The 22,262-nt window shown below is 71.9% G+C and carries 13 protein-coding genes; 10 read left to right on the top strand and 3 right to left on the bottom strand.

The features are described 5' to 3' along the window. Positions 1-202: 202 nt before the first annotated feature. The 6 genes from kdpF (at position 203) to A3CE_RS0106210 (ending at position 6,490) form a co-directional block, all read left to right on the top strand. Positions 203-304 (top strand): K(+)-transporting ATPase subunit F, encoded by a 102-nt coding sequence (gene kdpF / locus A3CE_RS0106235; RefSeq protein WP_020639212.1) that lies wholly within the window; start codon positions 203-205, stop codon positions 302-304. Next, positions 304-1,962 (top strand): potassium-transporting ATPase subunit KdpA, encoded by a 1,659-nt coding sequence (gene kdpA / locus A3CE_RS0106230; RefSeq protein WP_020639211.1) that lies wholly within the window; start codon positions 304-306, stop codon positions 1,960-1,962. Before kdpF ends, kdpA begins: the two co-directional genes overlap by 1 nt. Continuing rightward, entirely contained in the window at positions 1,959-4,049 is a 2,091-nt protein-coding gene (gene kdpB / locus A3CE_RS0106225; protein ID WP_020639210.1) for a potassium-transporting ATPase subunit KdpB, read from the top strand. Before kdpA ends, kdpB begins: the two co-directional genes overlap by 4 nt. A gap of 2 nt (positions 4,050-4,051) precedes the next feature. Further along, positions 4,052-4,663, top strand: coding sequence for a K(+)-transporting ATPase subunit C (kdpC, locus tag A3CE_RS0106220; protein ID WP_026468210.1), 612 nt, complete (start codon positions 4,052-4,054; stop codon positions 4,661-4,663). A gap of 127 nt (positions 4,664-4,790) precedes the next feature. Continuing rightward, complete coding sequence (locus A3CE_RS0106215) at positions 4,791-5,726, top strand: ATP-binding cassette domain-containing protein (RefSeq protein ID WP_020639208.1); 936 nt, start codon at positions 4,791-4,793, stop codon at positions 5,724-5,726. Continuing rightward, positions 5,723-6,490, top strand: a complete 768-nt coding sequence (locus tag A3CE_RS0106210; protein WP_020639207.1) for an ABC transporter permease — start codon at positions 5,723-5,725, stop codon at positions 6,488-6,490. The genes A3CE_RS0106215 and A3CE_RS0106210 overlap by 4 nt, the downstream gene beginning before the upstream one ends. On the opposite strand, the gene A3CE_RS0106205 is transcribed toward A3CE_RS0106210, so the two are convergent. Next, positions 6,468-9,593, bottom strand: coding sequence for an ATP-binding protein (locus A3CE_RS0106205; RefSeq protein ID WP_020639206.1), 3,126 nt, complete (start codon positions 9,591-9,593; stop codon positions 6,468-6,470). The two genes, A3CE_RS0106210 and A3CE_RS0106205, sit on opposite strands and share 23 nt — an antisense overlap. 119 nt (positions 9,594-9,712) lie before the next feature. On the opposite strand from A3CE_RS0106205, the gene A3CE_RS0106200 reads away from it, so the two are divergent. From A3CE_RS0106200 to A3CE_RS0106185, 3 genes are all read left to right on the top strand, one after another. Beyond that, on the top strand, positions 9,713-11,269 hold the full coding sequence (locus tag A3CE_RS0106200) for a Na+/H+ antiporter (RefSeq protein WP_020639205.1): 1,557 nt from the start codon (positions 9,713-9,715) through the stop codon (positions 11,267-11,269). Between the two features lie 209 nt (positions 11,270-11,478). Further along, positions 11,479-13,230, top strand: a complete 1,752-nt coding sequence (locus A3CE_RS0106195; RefSeq protein ID WP_020639204.1) for a sensor histidine kinase — start codon at positions 11,479-11,481, stop codon at positions 13,228-13,230. A gap of 340 nt (positions 13,231-13,570) precedes the next feature. Beyond that, complete coding sequence (locus tag A3CE_RS0106185; protein WP_020639202.1) at positions 13,571-14,236, top strand: LuxR C-terminal-related transcriptional regulator; 666 nt, start codon at positions 13,571-13,573, stop codon at positions 14,234-14,236. A gap of 42 nt (positions 14,237-14,278) precedes the next feature. On the opposite strand, the gene A3CE_RS0106180 is transcribed toward A3CE_RS0106185, so the two are convergent. Both A3CE_RS0106180 and A3CE_RS0106175 read right to left on the bottom strand, forming a co-directional pair. Next, positions 14,279-15,277, bottom strand: coding sequence for a DUF2278 family protein (locus tag A3CE_RS0106180; RefSeq protein ID WP_026468209.1), 999 nt, complete (start codon positions 15,275-15,277; stop codon positions 14,279-14,281). Between the two features lie 149 nt (positions 15,278-15,426). Beyond that, positions 15,427-18,786: a glycosylhydrolase-like jelly roll fold domain-containing protein gene (locus tag A3CE_RS0106175; RefSeq protein ID WP_020639200.1), complete on the bottom strand. Its 3,360-nt coding sequence runs from the start codon at positions 18,784-18,786 to the stop codon at positions 15,427-15,429. A 277-nt stretch (positions 18,787-19,063) separates the two neighbouring features. Between A3CE_RS0106175 and A3CE_RS0106170 the strand changes: the two genes are divergently transcribed. Beyond that, on the top strand, positions 19,064-22,252 hold the full coding sequence (locus A3CE_RS0106170; RefSeq protein WP_020639199.1) for a family 78 glycoside hydrolase catalytic domain: 3,189 nt from the start codon (positions 19,064-19,066) through the stop codon (positions 22,250-22,252). The last annotated feature ends 10 nt before the right edge of the window (positions 22,253-22,262 follow it).

Raw genomic sequence — 22,262 nt, 5'->3', positions numbered from 1 at the left:
TGAGGACGCGTCAAGACTCTGTCAGGTGACATCCGAACGGGAGCTCCGGCAGGCACGCTTCCGTCAGTCCGGTCACCATTCGGTCGACCTCGGCTTGTCGTGCGTGAGAAGGGAGCAGCCGCATGGCCGATCTGGCCTATGTACTGCTGGCGATCGTCGTGTTCGCCGTGCTGGCGTTGACCCTGCGTGGATTGGAGCGGTTGTGAGCGGCACCGGCGTGGTCGCCAACGTCGTCGGCGGCGTCCTGGCATTGGCCCTGATCGTCTACCTGTTCATCGCGTTGATCAAACCGGAGAAGTTCTGATGTCCTCGACGTGGGCCGGCCTGGGACAGGCCGGCCTCCTTCTGCTCGCCCTGGCGCTGGTGTACCGGCCGCTGGGCGACTACATGTACCGCGTGTTCACGAGCACGAAACACTGGCGGCTGGAGAAGGCCGTCTACAAGATCGTGCGCGCGGACCCGGATTCCGAGCAGCACTGGAAGACCTACGCCTCGGGCGTGCTGGGCTTCTCGTTCGTCTCGGTGCTGTTCCTGTACCTGCTGCAGCGCTTCCAGCCGCTGCTTCCGCTGAACTTCGGCCGGACCGTCGACCCCGGGGTCGCCTTCAACACCGCGATCAGCTTCGTGACCAACACGAACTGGCAGTCCTACGTCCCCGAGGGCGTCATGGGCCACGTCGTCCAGATGGCCGGGCTGACCGTGCAGAACTTCGTCTCCGCCGGGGTTGGCCTGGCCGTGGCGATCGCGCTGACCCGCGCGTTCATGCGGTCGAAGAGCGACCGGCTGGGCAACTTCTGGGTCGACCTGACCCGCGGCACCGTCCGGCTGCTGCTGCCGCTGTCGTTCGTCTTCGCGATCGTGCTGGTCGCGCTCGGTGTGGTGCAGAGCCTGAAGTCCGGCGTCTCGGTGCTCAACCCGGACGGCTCGGCGAGCACCATCGCGCTGGCCCCGGCAGCGAGCCAGGAGGCGATCAAGGAGCTGGGCACCAACGGCGGCGGCATCTTCAACGCCAACTCCGCGCACCCGTTCGAGAACCCGAACTCGTGGTCGAACCTGATCGAAATCTTCCTGCTGCTGGTGATCCCGGTCGCCCTGACCCGCACCTTCGGCAAGCTCGTCGGCAACACCAAGCAGGGCTATGTCCTGCTCAGCGTCATGGGCGCGTTGTGGGCGGCCATGCTCGCGGTGATCTGGTGGGGCGAAGCGCACGCAGGAGGCGCCGCCGCCCGCTTGGCCGGTGCGGCCCTGGAGGGCAAGGAAACCCGGTTCGGGATCGCGGGGTCGGCGTTGTTCGCCGGCTCGACCACCGGTACCTCGACCGGTGCGGTGAACTCGATGCACGACAGCTTCACCGGCCTCGGCGGCTTCGGCACGCTGCTGAACATGATGTTCGGCGAGCTGTCGCCGGGCGGGGTCGGCACCGGCCTCTACAGCATCCTGGTGATGGCGATCATCGCGATGTTCCTGGCGGGCCTGATGGTCGGGCGGACGCCGGAGTACCTGGGCAAGAAGCTCGGCAAGCGCGAGGTCACCTGCGCGTCGATCGCGATGCTGGCCATGCCCGCGGTGGTGCTGATCGGTGCGGGCGCGGCCCTGCTGATCCCGGGCAACACCGCCGCGTTCAACAACCCGGGCGCGCACGGCTTCTCGGAGCTGCTCTACGCCTACACCTCGGCAGGCAACAACAACGGCAGCGCGTTCGCCGGCATCACCGTGACCAACGACTGGTACCAGTCCACGCTCGGTGTCTGCATGGCGCTGGGCCGGTTCATCCCGATCCTGGCCGTGCTCTGCCTGGCCGGTTCGCTGGCGGCGCAGAAGAAGACGCCGGAGAGCGCGGGCACGCTGCCGACCACCAGCCCGCTGTTCGCGACCATGCTCGCCGGCACGGTCGTGCTGGTCGCGGCCCTGACCTTCATCCCCGCCCTGGCCCTCGGGCCGATTGCCGAGGCTCTCGCATGACCATGACCACCGAACGCACCCCCGAGGAAGCGACCCGGCACCACGTCGAGAACGCGGGCCGGGTCGGCGCGGGCGTGTTCAACCCCCGTCAGCTCTGGACGTCCCTGCCGGACGCCTTCCGGAAGCTGAGCCCGAAGCACCAGCTGGCCAACCCGGTCATGTTCGTGGTGTGGGTCGGCTCGGCACTGGTCACCGTGTTCGCGGTGACGAACCCGACCGTGTTCAACATCGGCGTCGCGGTGTGGCTGTGGTTCACGGTGCTGTTCGCCAACCTCGCCGAGGCGGTCGCCGAAGGCCGGGGCAAGGCCCAGGCCGAGTCCCTGCGCAAGACCAAGAAGGAGACCGTCGCCCGCCGCCTGACCGAGGACGGGTCCGAGGAGCGCGTACCGGGCGCCGAGCTGAGGATCGGCGACCTGGTGGTCGTCGAGGCCGGCGAGGTCATCCCGGGCGACGGCGACGTCGTCGAGGGCATCGCGACCGTCGACGAGTCGGCCATCACCGGCGAGTCGGCGCCGGTCATCCGCGAGTCCGGCGGCGACCGGAGCGCCGTCACCGGCGGCACGACCGTGCTCTCCGACCGGATCGTCGTGAAGATCACCACCAAGCCGGGCGAGTCCTTCGTGGACCGCATGATCGCGTTGGTGGAAGGCGCCTCGCGGCAGAAGACGCCGAACGAGATCGCGCTGACCATCCTGCTCGCCGTGCTGACGATCATCTTCGTCCTCGCGGTCGTGGCGCTGCAGCCGATGGCGAACTACTCCGGCGGCCAGCAGTCGGTGATCGTGCTGACCGCCCTGCTGGTCTGCCTGATCCCGACGACGATCGGCGCGCTGCTCTCGGCGATCGGCATCGCCGGGATGGACCGCCTCGTCCAGCGGAACGTCCTGGCCACATCCGGCCGGGCGGTCGAAGCCGCGGGTGACGTCTCGACGTTGCTGCTGGACAAGACCGGCACGATCACCTTCGGCAACCGGCAGGCGACCGAGCTGATCCCGGTCGGCTCGTCCACTGTGGAGGATCTGGCGATCGCGGCGCGGCTGTCCAGCCTGGCCGACGGCACGCCCGAGGGCCGCAGCATCATCGACCTCTGCGTGCGCGAGAACGGCCTCGCGGCGCAGCCGACCGAAGCCGAGAAGTCCGGCGAGTTCGTCCCGTTCACCGCGCAGACCCGGATGTCCGGCATCGACCTGAACGGCCGGGTCGTCCGCAAGGGCGCGGCCAGTGCCGTGCGCGCGTGGGTGGCCGAGCACGGTGGCGTCGTGCCGGACGAGGTGCACGAAACCGTCGACAAGATCAGCGCCGAGGGCGGCACGCCGCTCGTCGTCGCCGAGCGGGTCGAGGGCACCGCTCTCGTGCGTGGCGTGGTGCGGCTGTCCGACGTCGTGAAGCCCGGCATGCGGGAACGGTTCGCCGAACTGCGCACGATGGGCATCAAGACCGTCATGATCACCGGCGACAACCCGCTCACCGCCAAGGCGATCGCCGACGAGTCCGGAGTGGACGACTTCCTCGCCGAAGCCAAGCCTGAAGACAAGATGGCGCTGATCAAGAAGGAGCAGGAAGGCGGGAGGCTGGTCGCGATGACCGGCGACGGCACCAACGACGCTCCCGCGCTGGCGCAGGCGGACGTCGGGGTGGCGATGAACACCGGGACCATGGCGGCCAAGGAGGCCGGCAACATGGTCGACCTCGACTCGAACCCGACGAAGCTGATCGAGATCGTGGAGATCGGCAAGCAGCTGCTCATCACCCGCGGTGCGCTCACGACGTTCTCCATCGCCAACGACCTGGCGAAGTACTTCGCGATCCTGCCCGCGATGTTCGCGTCGATCTACCCGCAGCTGGGCGGCCTGAACGTGATGGGCCTGCACTCGCCGGACTCGGCGATCATGTCCGCGGTGATCTTCAACGCGCTGATCATCGTGGGCCTGATCCCGCTGGCCCTGCGCGGCGTTCGCTACAAGCCCTCCAGCGCGAAGTCGCTGCTGCGGCGCAACCTGCTGATCTACGGCCTCGGCGGCATCGTGACGCCGTTCGCCGGGATCTGGCTGATCGACCTGCTCGTCCGACTGATTCCGGGAATGTGACCATGAAGGTGCTGTACAAGCAGACCGTCGCCGGCCTGAAGATGCTGCTGGTGCTGACCGTCCTGCTGGGCGTCGTCTACCCGCTCGCGGTGTGGGCGGTGGCCCGGATCCCCGGCCTCTCGGACAACGCCGAAGGCTCGATCATCACGCAGAACGGCCAGCCGGTCGGGTCGTCGTTGATCGGCGTCGATCCGGTGGCGAAGGACCCGGCGCACGACCCGTTCTTCCACAACCGGCCCTCGGCCGGGTCGAAGGACCCGCTCGGGCCCGGCGACCCGTCCACCTCGGGTGCCTCGAACAAGGGCACCGGCAACGAGGACCTGCTCGCCACGGTCAAGCAGCGGCAGGAGCTGATCGCGAAGCGGGAAGGCGTCGACGTGTCGAAGGTGCCGGCCGACGCCGTCACCGCGTCGGCTTCGGGACTCGACCCGCAGATCAGCCCGGCCTACGCCGAGCTGCAGGTGCCGCGGGTCGCCCGGGAGAACGGCCTGAGCGAGGACGAAGTCCGCAAGCTCGTCGACGGCAACACCGCCGGGCGCGGGCTCGGCGTGCTCGGCGACCCGGCGGTCGACGTCCTGCAGCTCAACCTCGCCGTCGCGGCGGCCAGGCACTGACCCGTGACGGCGACAGCGGACGCGCCCCGCGACCGAGCGTCCCGGACGGAAAGCGGCTTGAAACCGGGGTCGCGCACTCTCGTGACAGCCGTGACCGCCGAGGTCACGGGCGGACGAGAGGAGAACCGTGACCACCCCGGCGATAGCGGCCAGCGGGCTGCGCAAGTCCTTCGGCGACCAGGTCGTGCTCGACGGCATCGATCTGCAGGTCGCCACGGGCACGATCTTCGCCCTGCTCGGGCCCAACGGCGCGGGCAAGACGACCGCCGTGCGGATCCTGTCCACCCTGATCCGCGCCGACGGCGGGCAGGCCTCCGTCGCGGGGCACGACGTGGCCGCCGAGCCGGACGGGGTCCGCGCCGCGATCGGCGTCACCGGGCAGTTCTCGGCGGTCGACAACCTGCTGACCGGCGAGGAGAACCTGCTGCTGATGGCGGACCTGCACCACCTCGGCCGCGCCGAAGGACGGCGGAAGGCGGCCGAACTGCTCGAGCGGTTCGACCTCGCCGAGTCCGCGGGGAAGCTCGTGTCGGCCTATTCCGGCGGGATGCGGCGGCGGCTCGACCTGGCGATGACGCTCGCCGGCGAGCCGCGCGTCCTCTTCCTCGACGAGCCGACCACCGGGCTCGACCCCCGCAGCCGGCACACCATGTGGGGGATCATCCGGGACCTCGTCGCGGGCGGCGTCACCGTCTTCCTGACAACGCAGTACCTGGACGAGGCCGACGAGCTGGCCGGCAGGGTCGCGGTGCTCGACCACGGGCGGGTGGTCGCCGAAGGCACGCCGGACGAACTCAAACGGCGAGTCGGCGGCGGGCACGTCCGGCTGCAGTTCGCCGACGCCGCCAGTCTCGACGCCGCCGCCCGGGCGCTGGGGGAAGGGACGCGGGACGAGTCCGTGTTCACGCTGTCGGTGCCGGGCGACGGTGACGTGCGCTCGTTGCGCGGCCTCCTCGACCGGCTGGACGGCGCCGGGGTGGACGTCGGCAGCCTGTCGGTGCACACCCCGGACCTCGACGACGTCTTCTTCGCCCTCACGACCGAGAAGGAGGCCGCTCGATGAGCTACGCGGTGCGCGATTCGGCGACCATGTTGCGGCGCAACCTGAGGCACCTGCGCCGGTACCCCGGGATGATGATCATGGCGCTGGGCATGCCGGTGCTGCTCCTGCTGCTGTTCGTCGGGGTGTTCGGCGGCGCGATGCAGGCGGGTGTCCCCGGTGGTGCGTACGTCGACTACCTGGTGCCAGGCATCCTGCTGATGACCGTGGGGTACGGCGCGTCGATGACGGCGCTGGCGGTGAACCGCGACATGACCGAGGGGATCATTTCGCGGTTCCGGACGATGGCGATCGCGCGGGTGTCCGTGCTGACCGGGCACGTCCTGGGTGCGGTGCTCCGCACGGTGGTCAGCGCGACGCTGGTCGTCGGGGTGGCGCTGCTGTTCGGGTTCCGGCCCGCCGCGGGACCGGGTGGCTGGCTCGCGACGCTGGGGCTGGTGCTCCTGCTGGCGTTGGCGCTGACCTGGCTGGCCGTCGCGGTCGGATTGGCGGCGAAGAACGCCGAGGGCGCGAACCTGTTCATCCTGCTGGTGCAGGTGCTGCCGTTCGTCAGCAGTGCGTTCGTGCCCACGGACACGATGTCGGGAGCCGTGCGCTGGTTCGCCCGCAACGAGCCGTTCACCCCGGTCATCGACACCCTGCGCGGTTTGCTGCTGGGCACGCCGGTCGGGAGCAGTGCGTGGATCGCCGTGGCCTGGTGCGCCGGGTTCGCCGTCGCGGGGTACGTCTGGGCGCGGGCGTTGTTCAGGCGCGATCCCGCGGCCTGACCGCCAGCGCCGCGATCGCCGCGGCTCGCAGCTCTTCGCGGCCGAGGCCGGCGTATTCCGACCGCGCGTCGGTGTACGCCGGCTCGGCGGCCTGCTCGGCCAGAGCGCGGATCCGGGCCGACGACATCGTGGGATGGAAGCCCCGCACGTACCGGAACCGGTCGGCGAGGGCGATCATGCGCACCGCCGCGGATCGCTCGCCGGCCGTCTGAGCGCGGTCGAGGTCGGCCAGGGCCAGCGCCAGCAGGAGGGCGCCGCAGACCGGGACCGACGTCCCCGGGTCTTCGAGCAGGCCGGGCAGCACGCGGGGGAGGTCGCCGGTGATCTCGGTGACGAGGTCGAGGCGCCCGTGGCAGGCGTGCGCGACCACGGTGACGGCTTGGGTCTCCCACATCCAGCCGTCGGCGCCAGGGCCGGTGTCCTTTGCAGACCGGAGCCGTTCGGCGGCCTGCCGCCACAGACGCAGGCCCGCGTCGACGTCACCGCGGGCGAGCAGGATCTCGGCGCGGGCACCGACGTCCACCATGGACGCTCCGGCGACTTCGCTGCCGCCGGTCAGCATGGCCTGTTCGAGCCAGTGCTCCGCCTCGTCGATCGCGCCCGTCTGCAGGTTGGCCAGGACGAGCGCGCCCCGGATCCGGGCCGCGCCCGGCCAGGTGCCGGTCTCGTCCAGGACCGCGAGCACGGTGCTGATCGACCGCCGCGCTTCTTCCCCGCGTTCCAGTTCCAGGCAGAGTTCCCCGACCCGGGCGTGGGCGACGGCGCGCAGCCACGGCGAGTCCCGGCCGTCGAACACGGCGACCATGCGCTCGGCCGCGGCCAGCGCGCGTCCGGGATCGTCGAGCGCCGACCACGCGTAGCTGGCGACGCCCTCGGCCAGGCCGGCGACGAGCGGATCGTCGTCACCGCACAACGCGAACAGCAGGGCGAAGTCCGGCGCGGCGACGGTGCGGATCACCGTTTCGGTGGCGTGCACCAGGGTGCCGGGTGCGGCGGGCGGGAGACGGCGGAGAGCGACCAGCGAGCGGGTGGGCCGGGGGCCCTGCAACAGGAAGCTGTTCACCGCGCTCAGCACCAGCGACGTGCGGGTCGCCGCCACGAGCCGGGGCTCGGGCCGGTAGTGCGAGAGGAGCCACGCGGTGTCCGCGACGAGCGCGGCCATGCGGCCGAAGTTCGACTCGAAGGTCCACAGGCCGGCCAGTGCGGCGGACGTCGCCGCGACGGTCGTGCCGTCCTCGTGGTCGATGCCGTGCCGGAGGGCGTGCACCAGGTTGTCGTGCTCGGCACCGACCCGGCGCATGGCCGGGACGAGATCGGCGCCGAACAGGGATTCGTGGTGGGCCAGGGAGAAGTCCACGGCCCAGGCCAGGAAACCGGCTGTGTTCTTCTCGGTCTCGCCGGCTTCGTCTCGGCGCGCGGCGCTGAATTCGCGGACCGTCTCCAGCATCCGGAACCGCGTGCCCGCCGGGGTCTCCAGCACCTTGAGCAGCGAGTGGCCGGCGAGCTGGTCGAGCAGGTCGACCGCCTCGTCGCCGAGCAGGTGCCGGGCGGCGTCGGCGGTGAAGCCGCCGGGGAAGACCGACAGGGCGCGCATGGCGGCCTGTCCCGGCCGGTCGAGGAGATTCCAGCTCCAGTCGATGACGGCGTGCAGCGTGCGGTGGCGGGCCGGCGCGTCGCGCGCGCCGCCGCGCAACAGGGCGAACCGGTCGTCGAGGTGCCGGGCGATCTCGGGGACCGACATGACCCGGGCGCGGGCCGCGGCCAGCTCGATCGCGAGGGGCAGGCCGTCGAGGTGCGCGCACAGCTCCCGGACGGTGTCGCCAGGCAGGTCGATGTCCGGACGGACGGCACTGGCCCGCTGCCGGAACAGTTCGGCGGCGGTCGCCGGGCTCAGTTCCGGCAGCGCGTGGACCGCCTCCGAGGAGAGGTCGAGCGGGGTCCGGCCGGTCGTGAGCACCCGCAGGTCGGCGCTGAGCGCGACCAGCGTCCGGACCAGGTCGGCCACGCCGCGCACGACGTGTTCGCAGTTGTCGAGCACCAGCAGCGCCGGCCCGGAGCCGAGCGCGTCGAGGATGCCGGTCACGGCGTCGCGCGGGGCGGCCGGGAGGCTGCCCGGCGGGCCTCCCGCGTCGGCGCCACCGACCGCCGAGGCGACTTCCGCGGCGACCTCGTCGTCGTGGGTGATCCCGGCGAGCGGCACGAAGTGCACGATCCGCTGGTCGGCCCGGCGGCTCACGGCGTGCGCCAGCCGGGTCTTGCCCAGCCCGCCCGCGCCGACGATCGAGGTGACCCGGGACGTCCGCAGCAGCCCGGTGACGGCGGCCAGGTCGGCGTCCCGGCCGAGCAGCGGGTTCGGCTCGTGCGCGACGCCGTGGCGGACCGCGGGTGCTTCGCCCTGCAGGAGCCGCTGGTGCAGCTCGCGCAGGGCGGGTCCCGGGTCGCTGCCGAGTTCGTCGCGCACCCCGCGCCGGTAGTCCTCGTACCGGGCCAGCGCGGCGGCGGGCCCGGCCGTCGCGGCTTCGCTGCGCAGCAGCTCCAGGAGCAGTTCCTCGTCGCGCGGCCGTTCCGCCACCAGCTCGGCCAGCTCGTCGGCAGCCTCGGCGGCCCGGCCCAGCCGCGATCGGCACAGCGCGCGGGCACGGAGCAGCCACCGGCTGGTCGACGCGCGGGCCGTCCGCAGCGCGCCGAGCGGATCGGCGCTGCCGGGATCGTCCTGTGCCGTCCAGAGCGCCAGGCCTGCCTCGGCGTGGGCGAGCGCGGCTTCGTGGTCGCCGTCGCGGGAGAGCCGGGCGCAGGCGGTCGCGCTGAGCACGAGTGCGCAGGTGTCCACCTGGTCCTCGGCCAGGGTGAGCCGGTAGCCGGACGACGTGGCTTCGATGACGTCGTGGCCGAGCTGGGCTCGTGCGCGGGACACGAGCACCTGCAGGGCCTTGGCGGGGTGCTCCGGTCGCTCGTCCGGCCAGAGCCCTTCGATCAGGCGGGCGGTGCTCGCGCCGGTGCGGAGGTCGCCGGCGAGCAGGGCGAGGAGCCCGCCGAGGCGGGGGCTGGTGATTTCCCGGCCGCGGTAGGACACGCGCGGCAGCAGGACCAGCTCGATCGTCACCGCATCAGGCTAGTGGGGGTTCGCCGGAGCGGACGCATCCGCGGGCGCGTCGCGTAGGCTGAGCCCGGCGCGCCGGGAAGTCTGGTCGGCATCCGGATTCGGATCGGAAGGACCGGCTGATGCGCGGGGTGGAAACCGTCCTGTTCCTCGTGGTCGTGGCGACCGTGGTGGCCACGTTCGCCCGGCGGTGGCGTGTTCCGGCGCCGTCGCTGCTGGTCGTCGTCGGGGTCGTCGTGGGGCTGCTGCCCGGCGTCCCGGTCGTGCAGGTGACGCCCGAGGTGATCAGCCTGGTCGTGCTCCCGCCGCTGCTGTTCGCGGCGGGGGAGGAGCTGCCGTGGCGGGACCTGCGTGCCGTTGCGCGTCCGGTCGCGGTGCTGTCGGTCGGGCTGGTGCTGCTGTCGGCCGCGGCGGTGATCGGGGTCGCGGTCGCGGTGACGCCGTTGCCGGTCGGGATGGCGTTCGTGCTCGGCGCGGTGCTGGCGAGCACCGACCCGGTCGCGGTGACGGCGCTGGCGCGGCGGCTGGCGTTGCCGCCGCGGGTGCAGGCGCTGATCCAGGCCGAGAGCCTGTTCAACGACGCGACCAGCCTGCTGCTGTTCCGGGTGGCGCTCTTCCTGGCCGTCGCCGGGGGAGCCGCGTCGTGGGGCCGGACGCTGGGGGAGTTCGGGCTGCTCGCCGGTGGCGGGGTGGCGGTCGGCGTGCTGACGGCGCTCGGCGCGTTCCTCATCCGGCGGCGCACCGAGGACCCGATGCTGGAAACGGTGATCTCCCTGGTCACGCCGTACGCGGGCTATGTGGTCGCGGAGTCGGTCGGCGGATCGGGGGTGACGGCGGTCGTCGTGGCGAGCGTGATCCTCGGGACCCAGGCCGAGCGGCTGACGACGGCGCGGATCCGGCTGCAGGTCGGCGCGGTGTACCAGACCGTGGTGTTCCTGCTGGAGAGCGTCGTGTTCGGCCTGATCGGGCTGCAGCTGCCGGCCCTGGTGCGCCGGGTGGAGGGTGGCGGGGCGTGGTGGCTGCTGCAGGCGCTCGCCATCGCGGCGACGCTGGTCCTGGCGCGGCTGCTGCTGGTGTTCGTGCTTTCGGTGCTGCGGCAACGGCGGAGGGACGGCCGGGTGTCGTGGCAGGTGCCCGCGGTCGTTTCGTGGGCGGGGGCGCGGGGCGTGGTGCCGCTGGCGGCGGCGCTGTCGCTGCCGGTGGCCACCATGGACGGTTCCGAGCTGCCCGCGCGTGACCTCGTCCTGGTGCTGACGACGGCGGTGATCGTGCTGACGCTCGTCGTCCAGGGCTTCACCCTGGCGCCGCTGGTACGGCGGGCCGGTATCGCGCTCGACCCGGCCGACCTGCGGACCGAGTACGGCACCGCGCGCCGCAAGCTCGCCGAAGCCGGGCTGAGCCACCTGGACCACCTGGCCGAGACCGAGTCCGCCGCGGCGTTCGTCGTCGACCAGCTGCGGGCGAGCTGGCAGGCGCGGCTGGACCGCATCCGCGGCGACGGCGAAGACAACGCCGGCGACCTGGCGCGCGGGACCGGCTACCGCGCACTGAGGCGTGAGCTGATCGACATCGAGGCGGCCGAGCTGACGCGGCTGTTCGAGGCGGGCGAGATCACCGACGGCACGCGGCGGCGCATCCAGCGGCTGCTGGACCTGGAGCACGCCGGGCTGGAGGACTGAGCGGGCTCGCCGCGCTGAAATCCGGTGAATACGCGTAAAGCGTCCCTCGGACGAGGTCTGGGCTGCGGGCGCGCTGCGGGCGGTTGCCGACCGCGAGCGGGGCCGTCCGTCGATTGGTTCGATCGGCTGAACGTGGTAACGGGTTCCCGCCGACGGGCGACTGACCGGCCGTCAGCATCGCGTTCTTCGAGGGCGGTGGGGGGTGTGGAGTGACCCGTCATCGCGCCGTCGTCGTCGTCCTGGCCGGTTCCGCGGCGGCGCTCGGCGCGGCCGCGGTCCTCCTCGAGGTGCGCGACGGCACGCACCCGATGGCCGACGTCCTGCTGACGTCGTTGTCCGGTACGGCTTTCGTGGTCGCCGGGCTGATCGCCGACCGGCGCGCGCCGTCGAACCGGAGTGGCCTGCTGATGGTCCTCGTGGGACTCGGGCTTTTCGCCGAGGATCTTCAGCTGTCGCCGAACGCCGTGGTGTTCACCGCCGGGCTGCTGCTCGCGCACGCGTCGGCCCCGCTGGTCGTCCACCTGATGGCGAGCTTCCCGGCGGGACGGCCGGACAGCCGGATCGCGAAAGGAATCGTAGTCGGTGCCTACGTGGTGGCTTTCGGTGTCTCGGCCGCGGGAGTGCCCTTCGTGGACTGGGCGGCGAGGTTCCCCGGCAAGCCGGAAAACCTCTTGCTGGTCGTGGACGCGCCCGCGGTCGGTGACGCCGTCGGCAGGACGCTGGAGCCGGCGGGTGCGGTCATCGGCGTCGCCCTTCTCCTCCTGCTGGCCCGCCGGCTCAGTGCCCGGACGCCCGGCGTGCGCCGGCCTCTCGGACTCGTCGTCGCGGTCGCGCTGGCCGGCGCGGCCTTGTCCGCCGTCGCCAGTTCGCTCGGCTCCGGGCACCCCGCCCAGGCCGGCGTCCTGACTTGCTACAAGATCGTCTTCTGCCTGTGGCCGGTGACGTTCGCGGCGGGCGTCGTCTGGATGGCGCCGCGCGTGGGCGGCGTCGCGGATCTGCTCGCCGCGGTCCGGCAGCCCTGTTCACCGGCGGAGCTGTGCGTCCTGCTGGGCCGCGTCCTGCGTGATCCGTCGCTGCGCCTGGTGGGCTGGCATTCGCCGGCGCAGAACCCCGGTCTCCCGGATACCGGCGGCAGCGCGGGGCCGGGGGAGCGGACGGTGGTCCTGGCCGAATGCCAGGGCAGGCCGATCGCCGCGGTCCTCAGCCGCGACACGACGTGGGACGATCCACGGGTGATCCGGGCCGCGGGGACGGTCGTCGGGATGGTCGCCGACCGGCTGCGCCTGCTCGACGAGATCGACGGGCAGCTCGCGGAGTTCCGCCGGTCCCGGGTGCGGCTGGTCGAGCTCGCCGACGCCGAGCGCCGCCGGGTGGAGCGTGACCTGCACGACGGGGCCCAGCAGCGGCTGGTGGCCGTGGCGATCGGGTTGCGCCTGGCGCGGCAGCGGCTCGAAGGGCACGTCGAGCCCGCGCTGGCCCAGTTGCTGGCCGCCGGGGCCGAAGGCCTCGAGACGGCGATCGGCGAGCTTCGGGACCTGGCCCGGGGTATCCACCCCGCGGTCCTCACCCAGGCGGGACTGGTTCCCGCCGTCACCTCGCTGGCCGAACGCTGCCCGGTGCCGGCGTCGGTGTCCGCGGCGGACCTGCCCGGGCTCCCGGCGGCGGTGGCGGCGACCGCCTATTTCGTCGTCGCCGAAGCGATCACGAACGTGCTCAAGCACGCGGGCGCGACGCGGATCAGGGTCTGCCTCGTCGCCGACGCCGGACGGCTGACCGTCTCCGTGCGAGACGACGGTGCCGGCTGCGAAACCATGACCGGGGGGTCCGGTCTGGCCGGGCTGGCCGAACGGGTCCGCGCACTCGACGGGCGGCTGACGATCCACAGTGGACATGGCGGGGGCACCGCCGTGTGGGCCGAGATCCCGCTGGACGCGGCGGCGCCGGACCGGGTCACACGCTGATGTTCAGCTGGTCTTCGACGTCGGCGATCGGGTTCGCCGGCGCGTAGGTGGGCGCGGCCGGGTCGCCGGATCGCTGCGTCCCGACGTCGTGCTGCTGGACGTGCAGCTCCCCGACACCGACGGGTTCACGGTGGTTCGGGCCCTGTCCGGGCTCGGAATCCCGGCCCTGCTGTGCTCAGTGCGCGACTATCCGGGCGGAGCTGTCGTACTCCCGAAAGAGCGGTTGTCGGCCGGCGAGCTCCGGCGGGTCTTCGGCGGCCGGTCCCGTTGACCGGCGGTAACGCGGCGAGCCCGCCGCGCGAGTCACGGTATGTCGGCTGTCGTGCGAGGGCGGTGGGTCATGAGCGGGTTCAGTGTCGTGCTGGCCGACGACGCCGTCCTCTTCCGGGAAGCGGTGGCCGAGGTGCTGCGTACCGCGGGCTTCGACATCCGTGCCCAGGTGGGTGACGTGGCGGCGCTCCACAGCGCGGTCGAGCGGGTGCGGCCGGACCTCGCGGTCGTCGACATCCGGTTGCCGCCGACCCACGAACTCGAGGGCCTGCGCGCCGCCGTCGAAATCCGGCGCGACCACCCCGATGTCGGGGTCCTCGTGCTCTCCCAGCACGTCGAAACCCGGCTGGTCGGCATGCTCGTCGGCGAGTCCGCGCGTGGCGTCGGCTACCTGCTGAAAGAGCGCGTCTGCGGGATCGGCGCCTTCGTCGACGCGGCACGGGACGTGGCCTCGGGCGGCTGCCGGCTGGACCCGGAGATCGCCTGGCTGCTGACCCGGCCCGGCCGGGCCGACGGCCGGCTCGCCCGGCTCAGCGAGCGTGAACACCAGATCCTGTCGCTGATCGCGGAAGGGCGGTCCAACCAGGCGATCTGCGAACGGCTCGTGCTGACGAAAAAGACCGTGGAGACGCACATCCGCCACATCCTGCTGCGCCTGGACCTGCGGCCGGAGCCCGCGGACCATCGCCGTGTGCTGGCGGTGCTGGCGTACCTGGGCGCTCAGGGCCGGCCCTGAGGACAGCCCCGCCGTCGATCGCGGCCCGCGCGGGCCGGCTGGTCAGAACACCAGCGTCCAGCCCTCGTCGTGACTCTGCTCGCCCGTGTACGACACGCCGTGCACCTTCAGCCCCTGGGCGTCCAGCAAGGTGATCGCACCGCCGTTGTTGCCCAGCTGGACCGCGTCGGTGGTGGGCACCACGAGGGTGGCCCCGGCGGCAAGCCGCGTCGCGGGCAACGCACACGTGTGCTTCGCCCGGTCCGCCAGCCGCCAGCCGGTGAGATCGACCTCCGCCGGCGACGCGTTCAGCAAGGTGACCCGCTCGGCCTCGGGAGCGGGACCGACCGGGTTGACCAGTGCCCCCACGATGCGCACCGGGATCTTCTCCCGCGGGCCGGGCGCGCCGCCGATCGCGTGGCCGGTCGTGTCGTCGGTGTGCCACGACTGGCTCTGGAACGCGAGGAAGATCGCGACCCAGCGGGACTCGGCGCCGAAGTGGAGCAGCAGCCCACCGTCCTGCCACACGCCGTCGTCACGACGGAACGCTTCGCTGTTGCCCTGGTTCATGTGCACGTCGTGAACGCCGTTGCCGGGCACGAAACCGAAGACCTTGTCCGGGACTCCGGCCTCCGGGCCCCATCGCTGGCCGAAGGCGAAGAGCCGGACGTCCGTGTCGTGCCGGGCCCGAAGGACGTAGTGGTCGAGCAGGTCGGCGAGATCGTTGTCGGGGCCGGTCAGCTCGGGCGGCAGCACCCTGAGCGTGGCCGGATCGAACAGGTTCCCCCGGATGAAGTCGAGGTTGGCACCGCCCGGACCGGACGGCAACGGGGTCCACCCGGACCCCGCGGGCAACGCCGCCGTCATCGGGTGCCGGAAATCTTCGACCACACGATAACGGAGTTCGGAAGGCGTTTCCTGGGATTCGACGTTCACCGCGACGCGATAGTGAACGTCGTCGTCGGCGGCGAGTTCTATCTGGTAGTGCGGCGTTTCGGTTGTTCCTTCACGCCGGGTGTCGACCACCGCGCCGGAAAGCACGCCATAGGAGTTCAAGGGCACTGTTCTTCCCCCTCCGCTCGGGCGGGACCGGCGCCGGCCGATCCGGTGGGCCACATCGCCAGGTTCGTCGTCCGCGAGCCCCTTGTCATCAGGGTTAGCCCTGATGACGGGGGCTCCTGCCGCGACGTCCTCCGTGGCCGTGCCGGTGCCTAACGCGAGGTCAAGGCCACGTCGACGAGCCGGTGGGGTCGCAGGTTCACCGGACCGAGCAGGCCGGAGGCGACCACTTGGCCGCGCGCGTTGGCACCGGTGTTGGTGACCCGCACCCGTACCCGGTTGCGGCCGGGCCGCAGGGCGCCGGTCACCTCGATCCGGTACGGCGGCCACAGCCGTGACCCGATCGGTTTGCCGTTGACCTCGAGTTCGGCCACCTCGTGGATCTCGCCGAGATCGAGGGTCCACCGACGACCGGCCAAGGTCGCCGCGGTCACGTCGAATTCTCTTTCGTACCAAGCGGCCCCGGAGTACGCCGGGTCCAGTTCGGTCCAGGACCCGAGCGGGCGCGTGCTGACCGGCGCGCCTGCCCGATCGAAGTGGAACGCCCAGTCGCCGCCGAGCGGGACGGCCGTGAGCGGATCGGAAACCGTCGCGCTGCCCGAGAACGCGCGTCCGCCGTCGGTCGCGGTGACCGTGACCGTTCCCGGCCCGGTGACCCGCACCGTGGCGGTCGCGGCCCGGCCGTCGATCCGCACGCGGTCCACCGGCGCCGACGCGGACACCGCGTGCGCGGGTTCCGGCCCGGCGCGGAACACCACCAGCAGCGCCGCTTTCGGCTCCAGCCGCAGCACCACCGCCGTGCCTCCGCGGGGCTCGCCGCCGAACGGCGCGCGCCGCCACACACCCGCCGGTGCCGCGCTGCCCGTGTCGGGGTCCCACACCTCGGGCACGCCGGTCGCCGGGAACGTCGCGGTGAGGTCCACCGCGACGGCGCGCTCATTGAGCACCACGAACGTCGCGCCACCGTCGCCGTCGAGGCGCAGCACCCGGACGTCGTCGTGGCCTGGCTCCAGCGACGCCGCCGCGCCACCGGCTTCGGCCGCGGCGGCCGCGGCCGCCACCGGGTCGGCCACCCGCAGCACCGAGCGCGCGGTGAACAGCTCGTTCAACGCGGTGCGCAGGCCTGTGTCGTTCCCCCCGGCCTCGTGACTCGGCGGCTCGCCGATGAGGATCACCGTGCCTCCGCCGCGGACGAACCGGAGCAGGGTGCGGACCGACCCGATCGCGAGGACGGGCGTCCGGGGGACCACCACGATCCGGTACGCCTGCTGCCCCACGACCAGCCGTGGCCCGCTCGGCCGGGCGTGCGTCACCAGGGCGGGGTCGGCGTCGAGCGCGCCTTCGTCGAGGAAGTCGAAGTCGACCTGGACGTCCTCCAGCGCGTGCGCGGTGGTCAGGAACGCCGTGTCGAGGCCGGCCATCGCCGGAGTGTCCTGTGTGGACTCGGCCGCGCGTTGCGGCTGGAGCAGCGCCGTGCGGGCCTTCGCGGGTGCGCGGCACGCTTCCATCAGCCGGCCGATCCAGTCGTTCAACGGCGTGGACTCCGGCCACCAGGGGTTGGCCGGCTGGAACGGGGGAGGGTAGACGATCTGGTTCTCGTCACTGAACCGCGCGTGCAGCAGCGTGTGGTTGACCCCGCGCACGGCGAAGGCCCCGACCACCTCGCGGACCAGTGCCGGCGTGACCGCCCAGCCGGTGCCGCCCATCGCCTCCAGGTACACCCGCTCCAGTCCGAGCTGGTGCGCGGTGCTGGCCGGCCACCTTGACAGCGTGCGGTGGTAGCCGCGCTGGTAGTGGTCGAAGATCAGGTCGGTGCCCGGGACCTGGGCCCACTGGTTGGTGGTGTTCAGGTTGCCGGAGCTGCGCAGCTGCTCGCCCGGACCGTACTCGTCCCACAACGGGTTCGAAATCATCTTCAGGCCGTGCCCGGCCATCCAGCGGCCTTGGTTCCGGTAGTACGCGGCCGCGAACCGGTTGCTCACCGCGCGCCAGAACACTCCGCGCAGCCGGAGGCCCGCCGGGCCGAGCTCGGTGTCGTGCACCGCGGTCAGCGCGATGCCCGGTGACGTCCCGAGCCGGCGCAGTTCCGCGTCCAGCGTGGGGGACCAGGGCACCGTGTTGAACGGTCCGTCGGCCGAGGCCAGGTAGGGCTCGTCGTCGGCGAAGCCGCGCAGGACCGCGCCGGCCGCCCACGGGAACCTGCGCACGTACTCGCCCGGCACGGCGTCCATGAACAGGCGCACGGCCTCGTCGTCCAGCAGGTCCAGATAGGCGCGGCCGGTACCGGTGGGGGTGCTCAGCGGACGGACGGTGAACAGGTCCAGCCGCCAGCGTCCGGCGGGCGGCGTCCACGGGGCGCCCGCACGGGCCTGCTCGGTCAGGTCCACCAGCGAAGCGGGGTCGGCCGAGGAGTCCGGCCGGGCGGCCGCGGCGACCAGTGGCAGGCCGGTCGCGGGCAGGTCGAAGGCGTCGAGCGCGGCCGCGCTGTCGAACGTTCCGGCGTACAGCACCCGGCCGTCCGGATCGCGCACGGTCAAGCTGTCCCAGGACGACCGCTGGCTCGCGACCGCACGCACTCCGACCCGGCCGGTGGCGTACCGCAGGTCGGCCGGGGCCTGGGCGGCGCCGTCGAGCGACACCGTCAACGTCGTCCCCCGGACGCGCACCACCAGCTCGTGATCCGCGGCCGGGTCGAACCCCGGCACCGGCGAACCGCTCCGGACGAGGCTGAACGCCCCGCCGGTCTGCTGCCAGATGTCCACCGCGCCGTCGGAACGCAGGTCGGCGAGGACGCCGTTGCCCTCGTCGGCGCTGCGGACCATCAGCCCGGCCGTGGCGCTTTCGACCCGGACCTTCGCCACGACGTCGTAGTCCTGCCATTGGGCTCCCTCGCGCAGCAGTGTCACGCCGTCGCGGGCGGCGGCGTCGACCAGCAACCGGCCGTCCGACACCGACAGCCCCCGGCTCACCAGCGGTACCGGGACGCCGCCGTCGACGGTCAGGACCTGGTGTCCCACCCCCTTGAGACGCAGGTCCGGCCGCGGCTGGTAGCTCCGGTCGCCGACCTTCCCGCCGTCGACGACGAGCCCGCCGGCGCGGCCGCTCGGGAAGTAGTCGTCGTTGAACAGCCACAGGTGCATGCCGTGCCGCTGGGCCTCGCGCAGGGTGAATTCGATGAGCGCGAACCAGTCCTCGGTGAAGAACGCCGGTTTCAGCGCCGCGGTGTCGAACGGGAACACCAGCACTTCGTGGATGCCCTTGTCGCGCAGGTCCGCCAACCCGGCGGCCACGAGGTCCGTGGTGACGGTGCCGTTCCAGAACCACAGCACGGTGGGCCGCGAGTCCGGGCGCGGATCGGCGAACCGCTTCGCCGGGTCCCCAGGTCCGGGCGCGGCCTCGGCCACCGGCCACCCCCCGGCCGTTCCGATGACCACCGCGGCCGACGCGAGCGCGAGCACGTGCCGCCGGGACAACGTCGAATCGCTTCCGGCCGTTCTTTCGCGCTCGCTCATCGGCTTCTCCTTGCTCGATTTGAACGGGAATCGACCACCTATTGAAACGATTCCTATTGAAACGATTCAACAAAATACCGTACGTGGCGCGGGTCACATTCGTCAAGCAATGGCCGGGATGTTGTCCAGTCGGCGCCGGTTGTCATTCCGCGGCGCCGAAGGACCAGTTCGGCCTCTTGTCATCGGGAAGTCGTTCTGCCTACTATGTCGTCCGCCGCCAGAGTTGAAACGATTCATGTCGTGGCGACGCCGACCTGTCAACGGAGAGAGGTACGCGATGGTTTCGCGCCTGATGACGGCTTCGTCGGCCTCGCTGATCTTGCTGGTCCTGGGGGTGACGCCCGCCGGTGCCTACCCGGCGGCTCCCGTCGGAGGCCTCCAGGCCGGCGGGCTGCAGGTCGAGCACCAAGCCGACCCGCTCGGCGTCGACGTGGCCCGGCCGCGGCTGGGCTGGGTCCTGAACGCCAAGGGGAGCACCCGCCAGTCGGCGTACCGGATCGCCGTGTCGACCGAACGCACCGGGCCGGCGAACGTCTGGGACAGCGGCGAAGTGCGGTCGTCACAATCCTTCGACGTCACCTACGCCGGGCCCGCCCTGCGAGCGCGCACTCGCTATTTCTGGCGGGTCCAGGTCTGGGACGCCACTCAGCGCGCTTCGCGGTGGAGTGAGCCGGCGTGGTTCGAGACAGCGTTCCTGGCGCCAGGCCAGTTCCAGGGTGATTGGATCGGCGCGCCGACGCCGTCGACGCCGCCGTCGTTCGACGGGGCGAGCTGGATCTGGTACCCCGGAGGCAATCCGGCCGACTCGGCGCCGGCCGGGACGCGGTACTTCCGGCGCACGTTCGAGTTGCCCGCCGGCGAACAGCTCACCGCGGCCCGGCTCGATCTCACCGCCGACGACAGCTTCACCGTGTACCTCAACGGACAGCAGGTCGCCGTCTCGCCACCCGTGGCCGATTCGTGGCGGACGGCGACCGTCGTCGACGTCTCGGCCGCCCTGCGTCCCGGCCGCAACGTGATCGCCGCCCAAGCGACCAACGCCACGCCGGGTCCGGCCGGGTTCCTGGGCAAGCTCCGGGTCGAAGGCGCGGGGGACCCGTTCGACCTCGTCACCGACGGTGCCTGGAAATCCGCCGACACCGCCCCGGCCGGCTGGCAGCAGCCGGGCTTCGACGACACAGCGTGGCCGCAGGCGCTGGTCGCGGCCCCGTACGGCGCCGGCCCGTGGGGCAGCTCGGTCACCACGCCGCCTCCACCGGAACCGTTGCTGCGCAAGGAGTTCACCGCGGAAAAGCCGATCCGGTCCGCTCGCGCGTACATCGCCGGGCTCGGCTACTACCAGCTCTACCTCAATGGCGGCCGGATCGGCGACCACGAGCTCGACCCGGCGTTCACCGTCTACGACAAGACCGCCCTCTACGCGACGTACGACGTCACCGATGCCCTGCGAGCGGGCCGGAACGCGGTGGGCGTGAGCCTGGGACGCGGGTACTACGCGATGACGAACCCCGACGAATGGGTGGCTTCGCCCTGGCACAGCGAGCCGAAGCTGAAGCTCGAGCTCGACATCACCTACCAGGACGGCAGCACCCAGCAGGTCACCAGCGGCAGTGGCTGGAAGGTCGCCGACGGGCCCACCCGCACGGAGTCGCTCTGGTTCGGCGAGACCTACGACGCGCGGCTGGAGCAGCCAGGCTGGACCCGCCCGGGGTTTGCCGACACCGGCTGGCGGCAGGCAGTGGCCGTATCCGCCCCAGCGGGCACGCTCCGCGCCGAGGCGTTCCCGCCCATCAAGGTGACCGGCAAGCTGCCGGTCACCGGGGTCACCACGCCCAGCGACGGAGTGCGCGTCTACGACGTCGGCACCACCACGGCAGGCTGGGCACGGGTCGCCGTGCGCGGGCCCGTCGGCGCCCAGGTGAAGATCACCTACGGCGAGAAGCTGCGCCCGGACGGCACCGCCGACAACACCGGCGGCTTCGGGATGCAGCTGCAGTCCTACACGTACATCCTCAAGGGCGACGGCCTGGAGACCTACCGGCCCAGCTACAGCTACGCGGGCTTCCGGTACGTCCAGATCGCCGCACCGCCGGGAGTGACCGTCGAATCGGTCACTCCGGAGCGGGTCCACACGGCGGTCGCCACCACCGGCGGCTTCACCAGCTCCAGCCCCCTGCTCAACCGCTACGACGACGCCGAGGCGAACACGATCCTGAACAACCTGCACTCCGTCCCGACCGACACCCCGATGTACGAGAAGCGGCCCTACACCGCGGACGCGCAGCTATCCGCCGACTCCGCGATCGCCCACTTCGACATGCGGAACTTTTACGAGAACTGGATGCGCGCGCACCGGGACGACCAGAACCCGGACGGGACGATCGGCCAGACCGTGCCCGCGACCGTGGGCGGCAAGAAGGTCACCGACCCGGTGTGGTCGGCGAGCTTCGTCCTGATCAACTGGGATCTCTACTGGTACTACGGCGACACCCGCCCGCTCGCCGACAACTACGGCGCGATGAAGGCCTGGCTCGGCCACTACGAACAGGACATCGCCAAGACCGGGAACATCTACGCGGGCTTCAGCTACGGCGACTGGCTCGCGCCCGGTGCCGCGTACCCGCCCGAGGGCACCCGCCTCGCCGGCACCGCCTACCTCCACCAGACCGCCACGACCATGGCCCGGATCGCGCGTGCCCTCGGCCACGACAACGACGCCGAGCACTTCGAAACCCTGGCGGCCACGATCGCGAACGCGCTCAACGCGACGTTCTTCGACAAGGCGTCCGGGGCCTACTACGACGATCGTTCCGCCGGTTACCGCCAGACCTCGAACCTGCTGCCGCTGAGCCTGGGCATCGTCCCCGCGGCGGACCGCCCGGCCGTGGTCGCCCACCTCGTCGACGACGTCAAGACACGGGGGGTCCACCTGAACACCGGCGCGCTGGGAACGAAGCTCATCCTCCCGGCGCTCACCGACGCCGGCTACGGCGACCTCGCCTACCAGGTGGCCACGAATCCGACGTATCCCGGCTGGGGGTACTGGTTCACGGCTCTCGGCGCCACCACGATGTGGGAGGAGTGGCCAGCCACCTCGCGTTCGCACGACCACGCCTTTCTCGGCACCGTCGACGACTGGCTCTACCAGCGCGTCGCGGGGATCCAGCCGGCGGCGCCGGGCTACACGGCGGTCAAGATCCGGCCCTACCCGGTCGGCGATCTGACGAACGCGTCCGCGCACGTCGAATCCCCGCTCGGCCAGGTGAGTTCGGCCTGGACCCGCGAACGCGGCCGGTTCACCCTGCGCGCCGGCGTTCCCGTCGGTGCGACAGCCGAGGTCTTCGTCCCCGCGCGGGACGGCCGCGCCGTCCAGGCACCTCCGGACGCCAGGTTCGAAGGCATGCGGGACGGCTACGCCGCCTTCCGGGTCGGCGCCGGCGACCACGTGTTCCGTTCCGCCCGGTGAGGGCGTTCCG

The organism is Amycolatopsis balhimycina FH 1894, assembly GCF_000384295.1.
GTDB classification, from domain to species: domain Bacteria; phylum Actinomycetota; class Actinomycetes; order Mycobacteriales; family Pseudonocardiaceae; genus Amycolatopsis; species Amycolatopsis balhimycina.
This window is presented reverse-complemented; position numbering and strand designations above follow the sequence as displayed.

Bases quoted from the DNA above. Each gene is read 5' to 3' on its own strand.
- A3CE_RS0106210 (WP_020639207.1), top strand. From the start codon at position 5,723: ATGAGCTACGCGGTGCGCGATTCGGCGACCATGTTGCGGCGCAACCTG.
- A3CE_RS0106170 (WP_020639199.1), top strand. From the start codon at position 19,064: ATGGTTTCGCGCCTGATGACGGCTTCGTCGGCCTCGCTGATCTTGCTG.
- A3CE_RS0106185 (WP_020639202.1), top strand. From the start codon at position 13,571: ATGAGCGGGTTCAGTGTCGTGCTGGCCGACGACGCCGTCCTCTTCCGG.
- A3CE_RS0106175 (WP_020639200.1), bottom strand. From the start codon at position 18,786: ATGAGCGAGCGCGAAAGAACGGCCGGAAGCGATTCGACGTTGTCCCGG.
- kdpA (WP_020639211.1), top strand. From the start codon at position 304: ATGTCCTCGACGTGGGCCGGCCTGGGACAGGCCGGCCTCCTTCTGCTC.
- kdpC (WP_026468210.1), top strand. From the start codon at position 4,052: ATGAAGGTGCTGTACAAGCAGACCGTCGCCGGCCTGAAGATGCTGCTG.
- A3CE_RS0106200 (WP_020639205.1), top strand. From the start codon at position 9,713: ATGCGCGGGGTGGAAACCGTCCTGTTCCTCGTGGTCGTGGCGACCGTG.
- kdpB (WP_020639210.1), top strand. From the start codon at position 1,959: ATGACCATGACCACCGAACGCACCCCCGAGGAAGCGACCCGGCACCAC.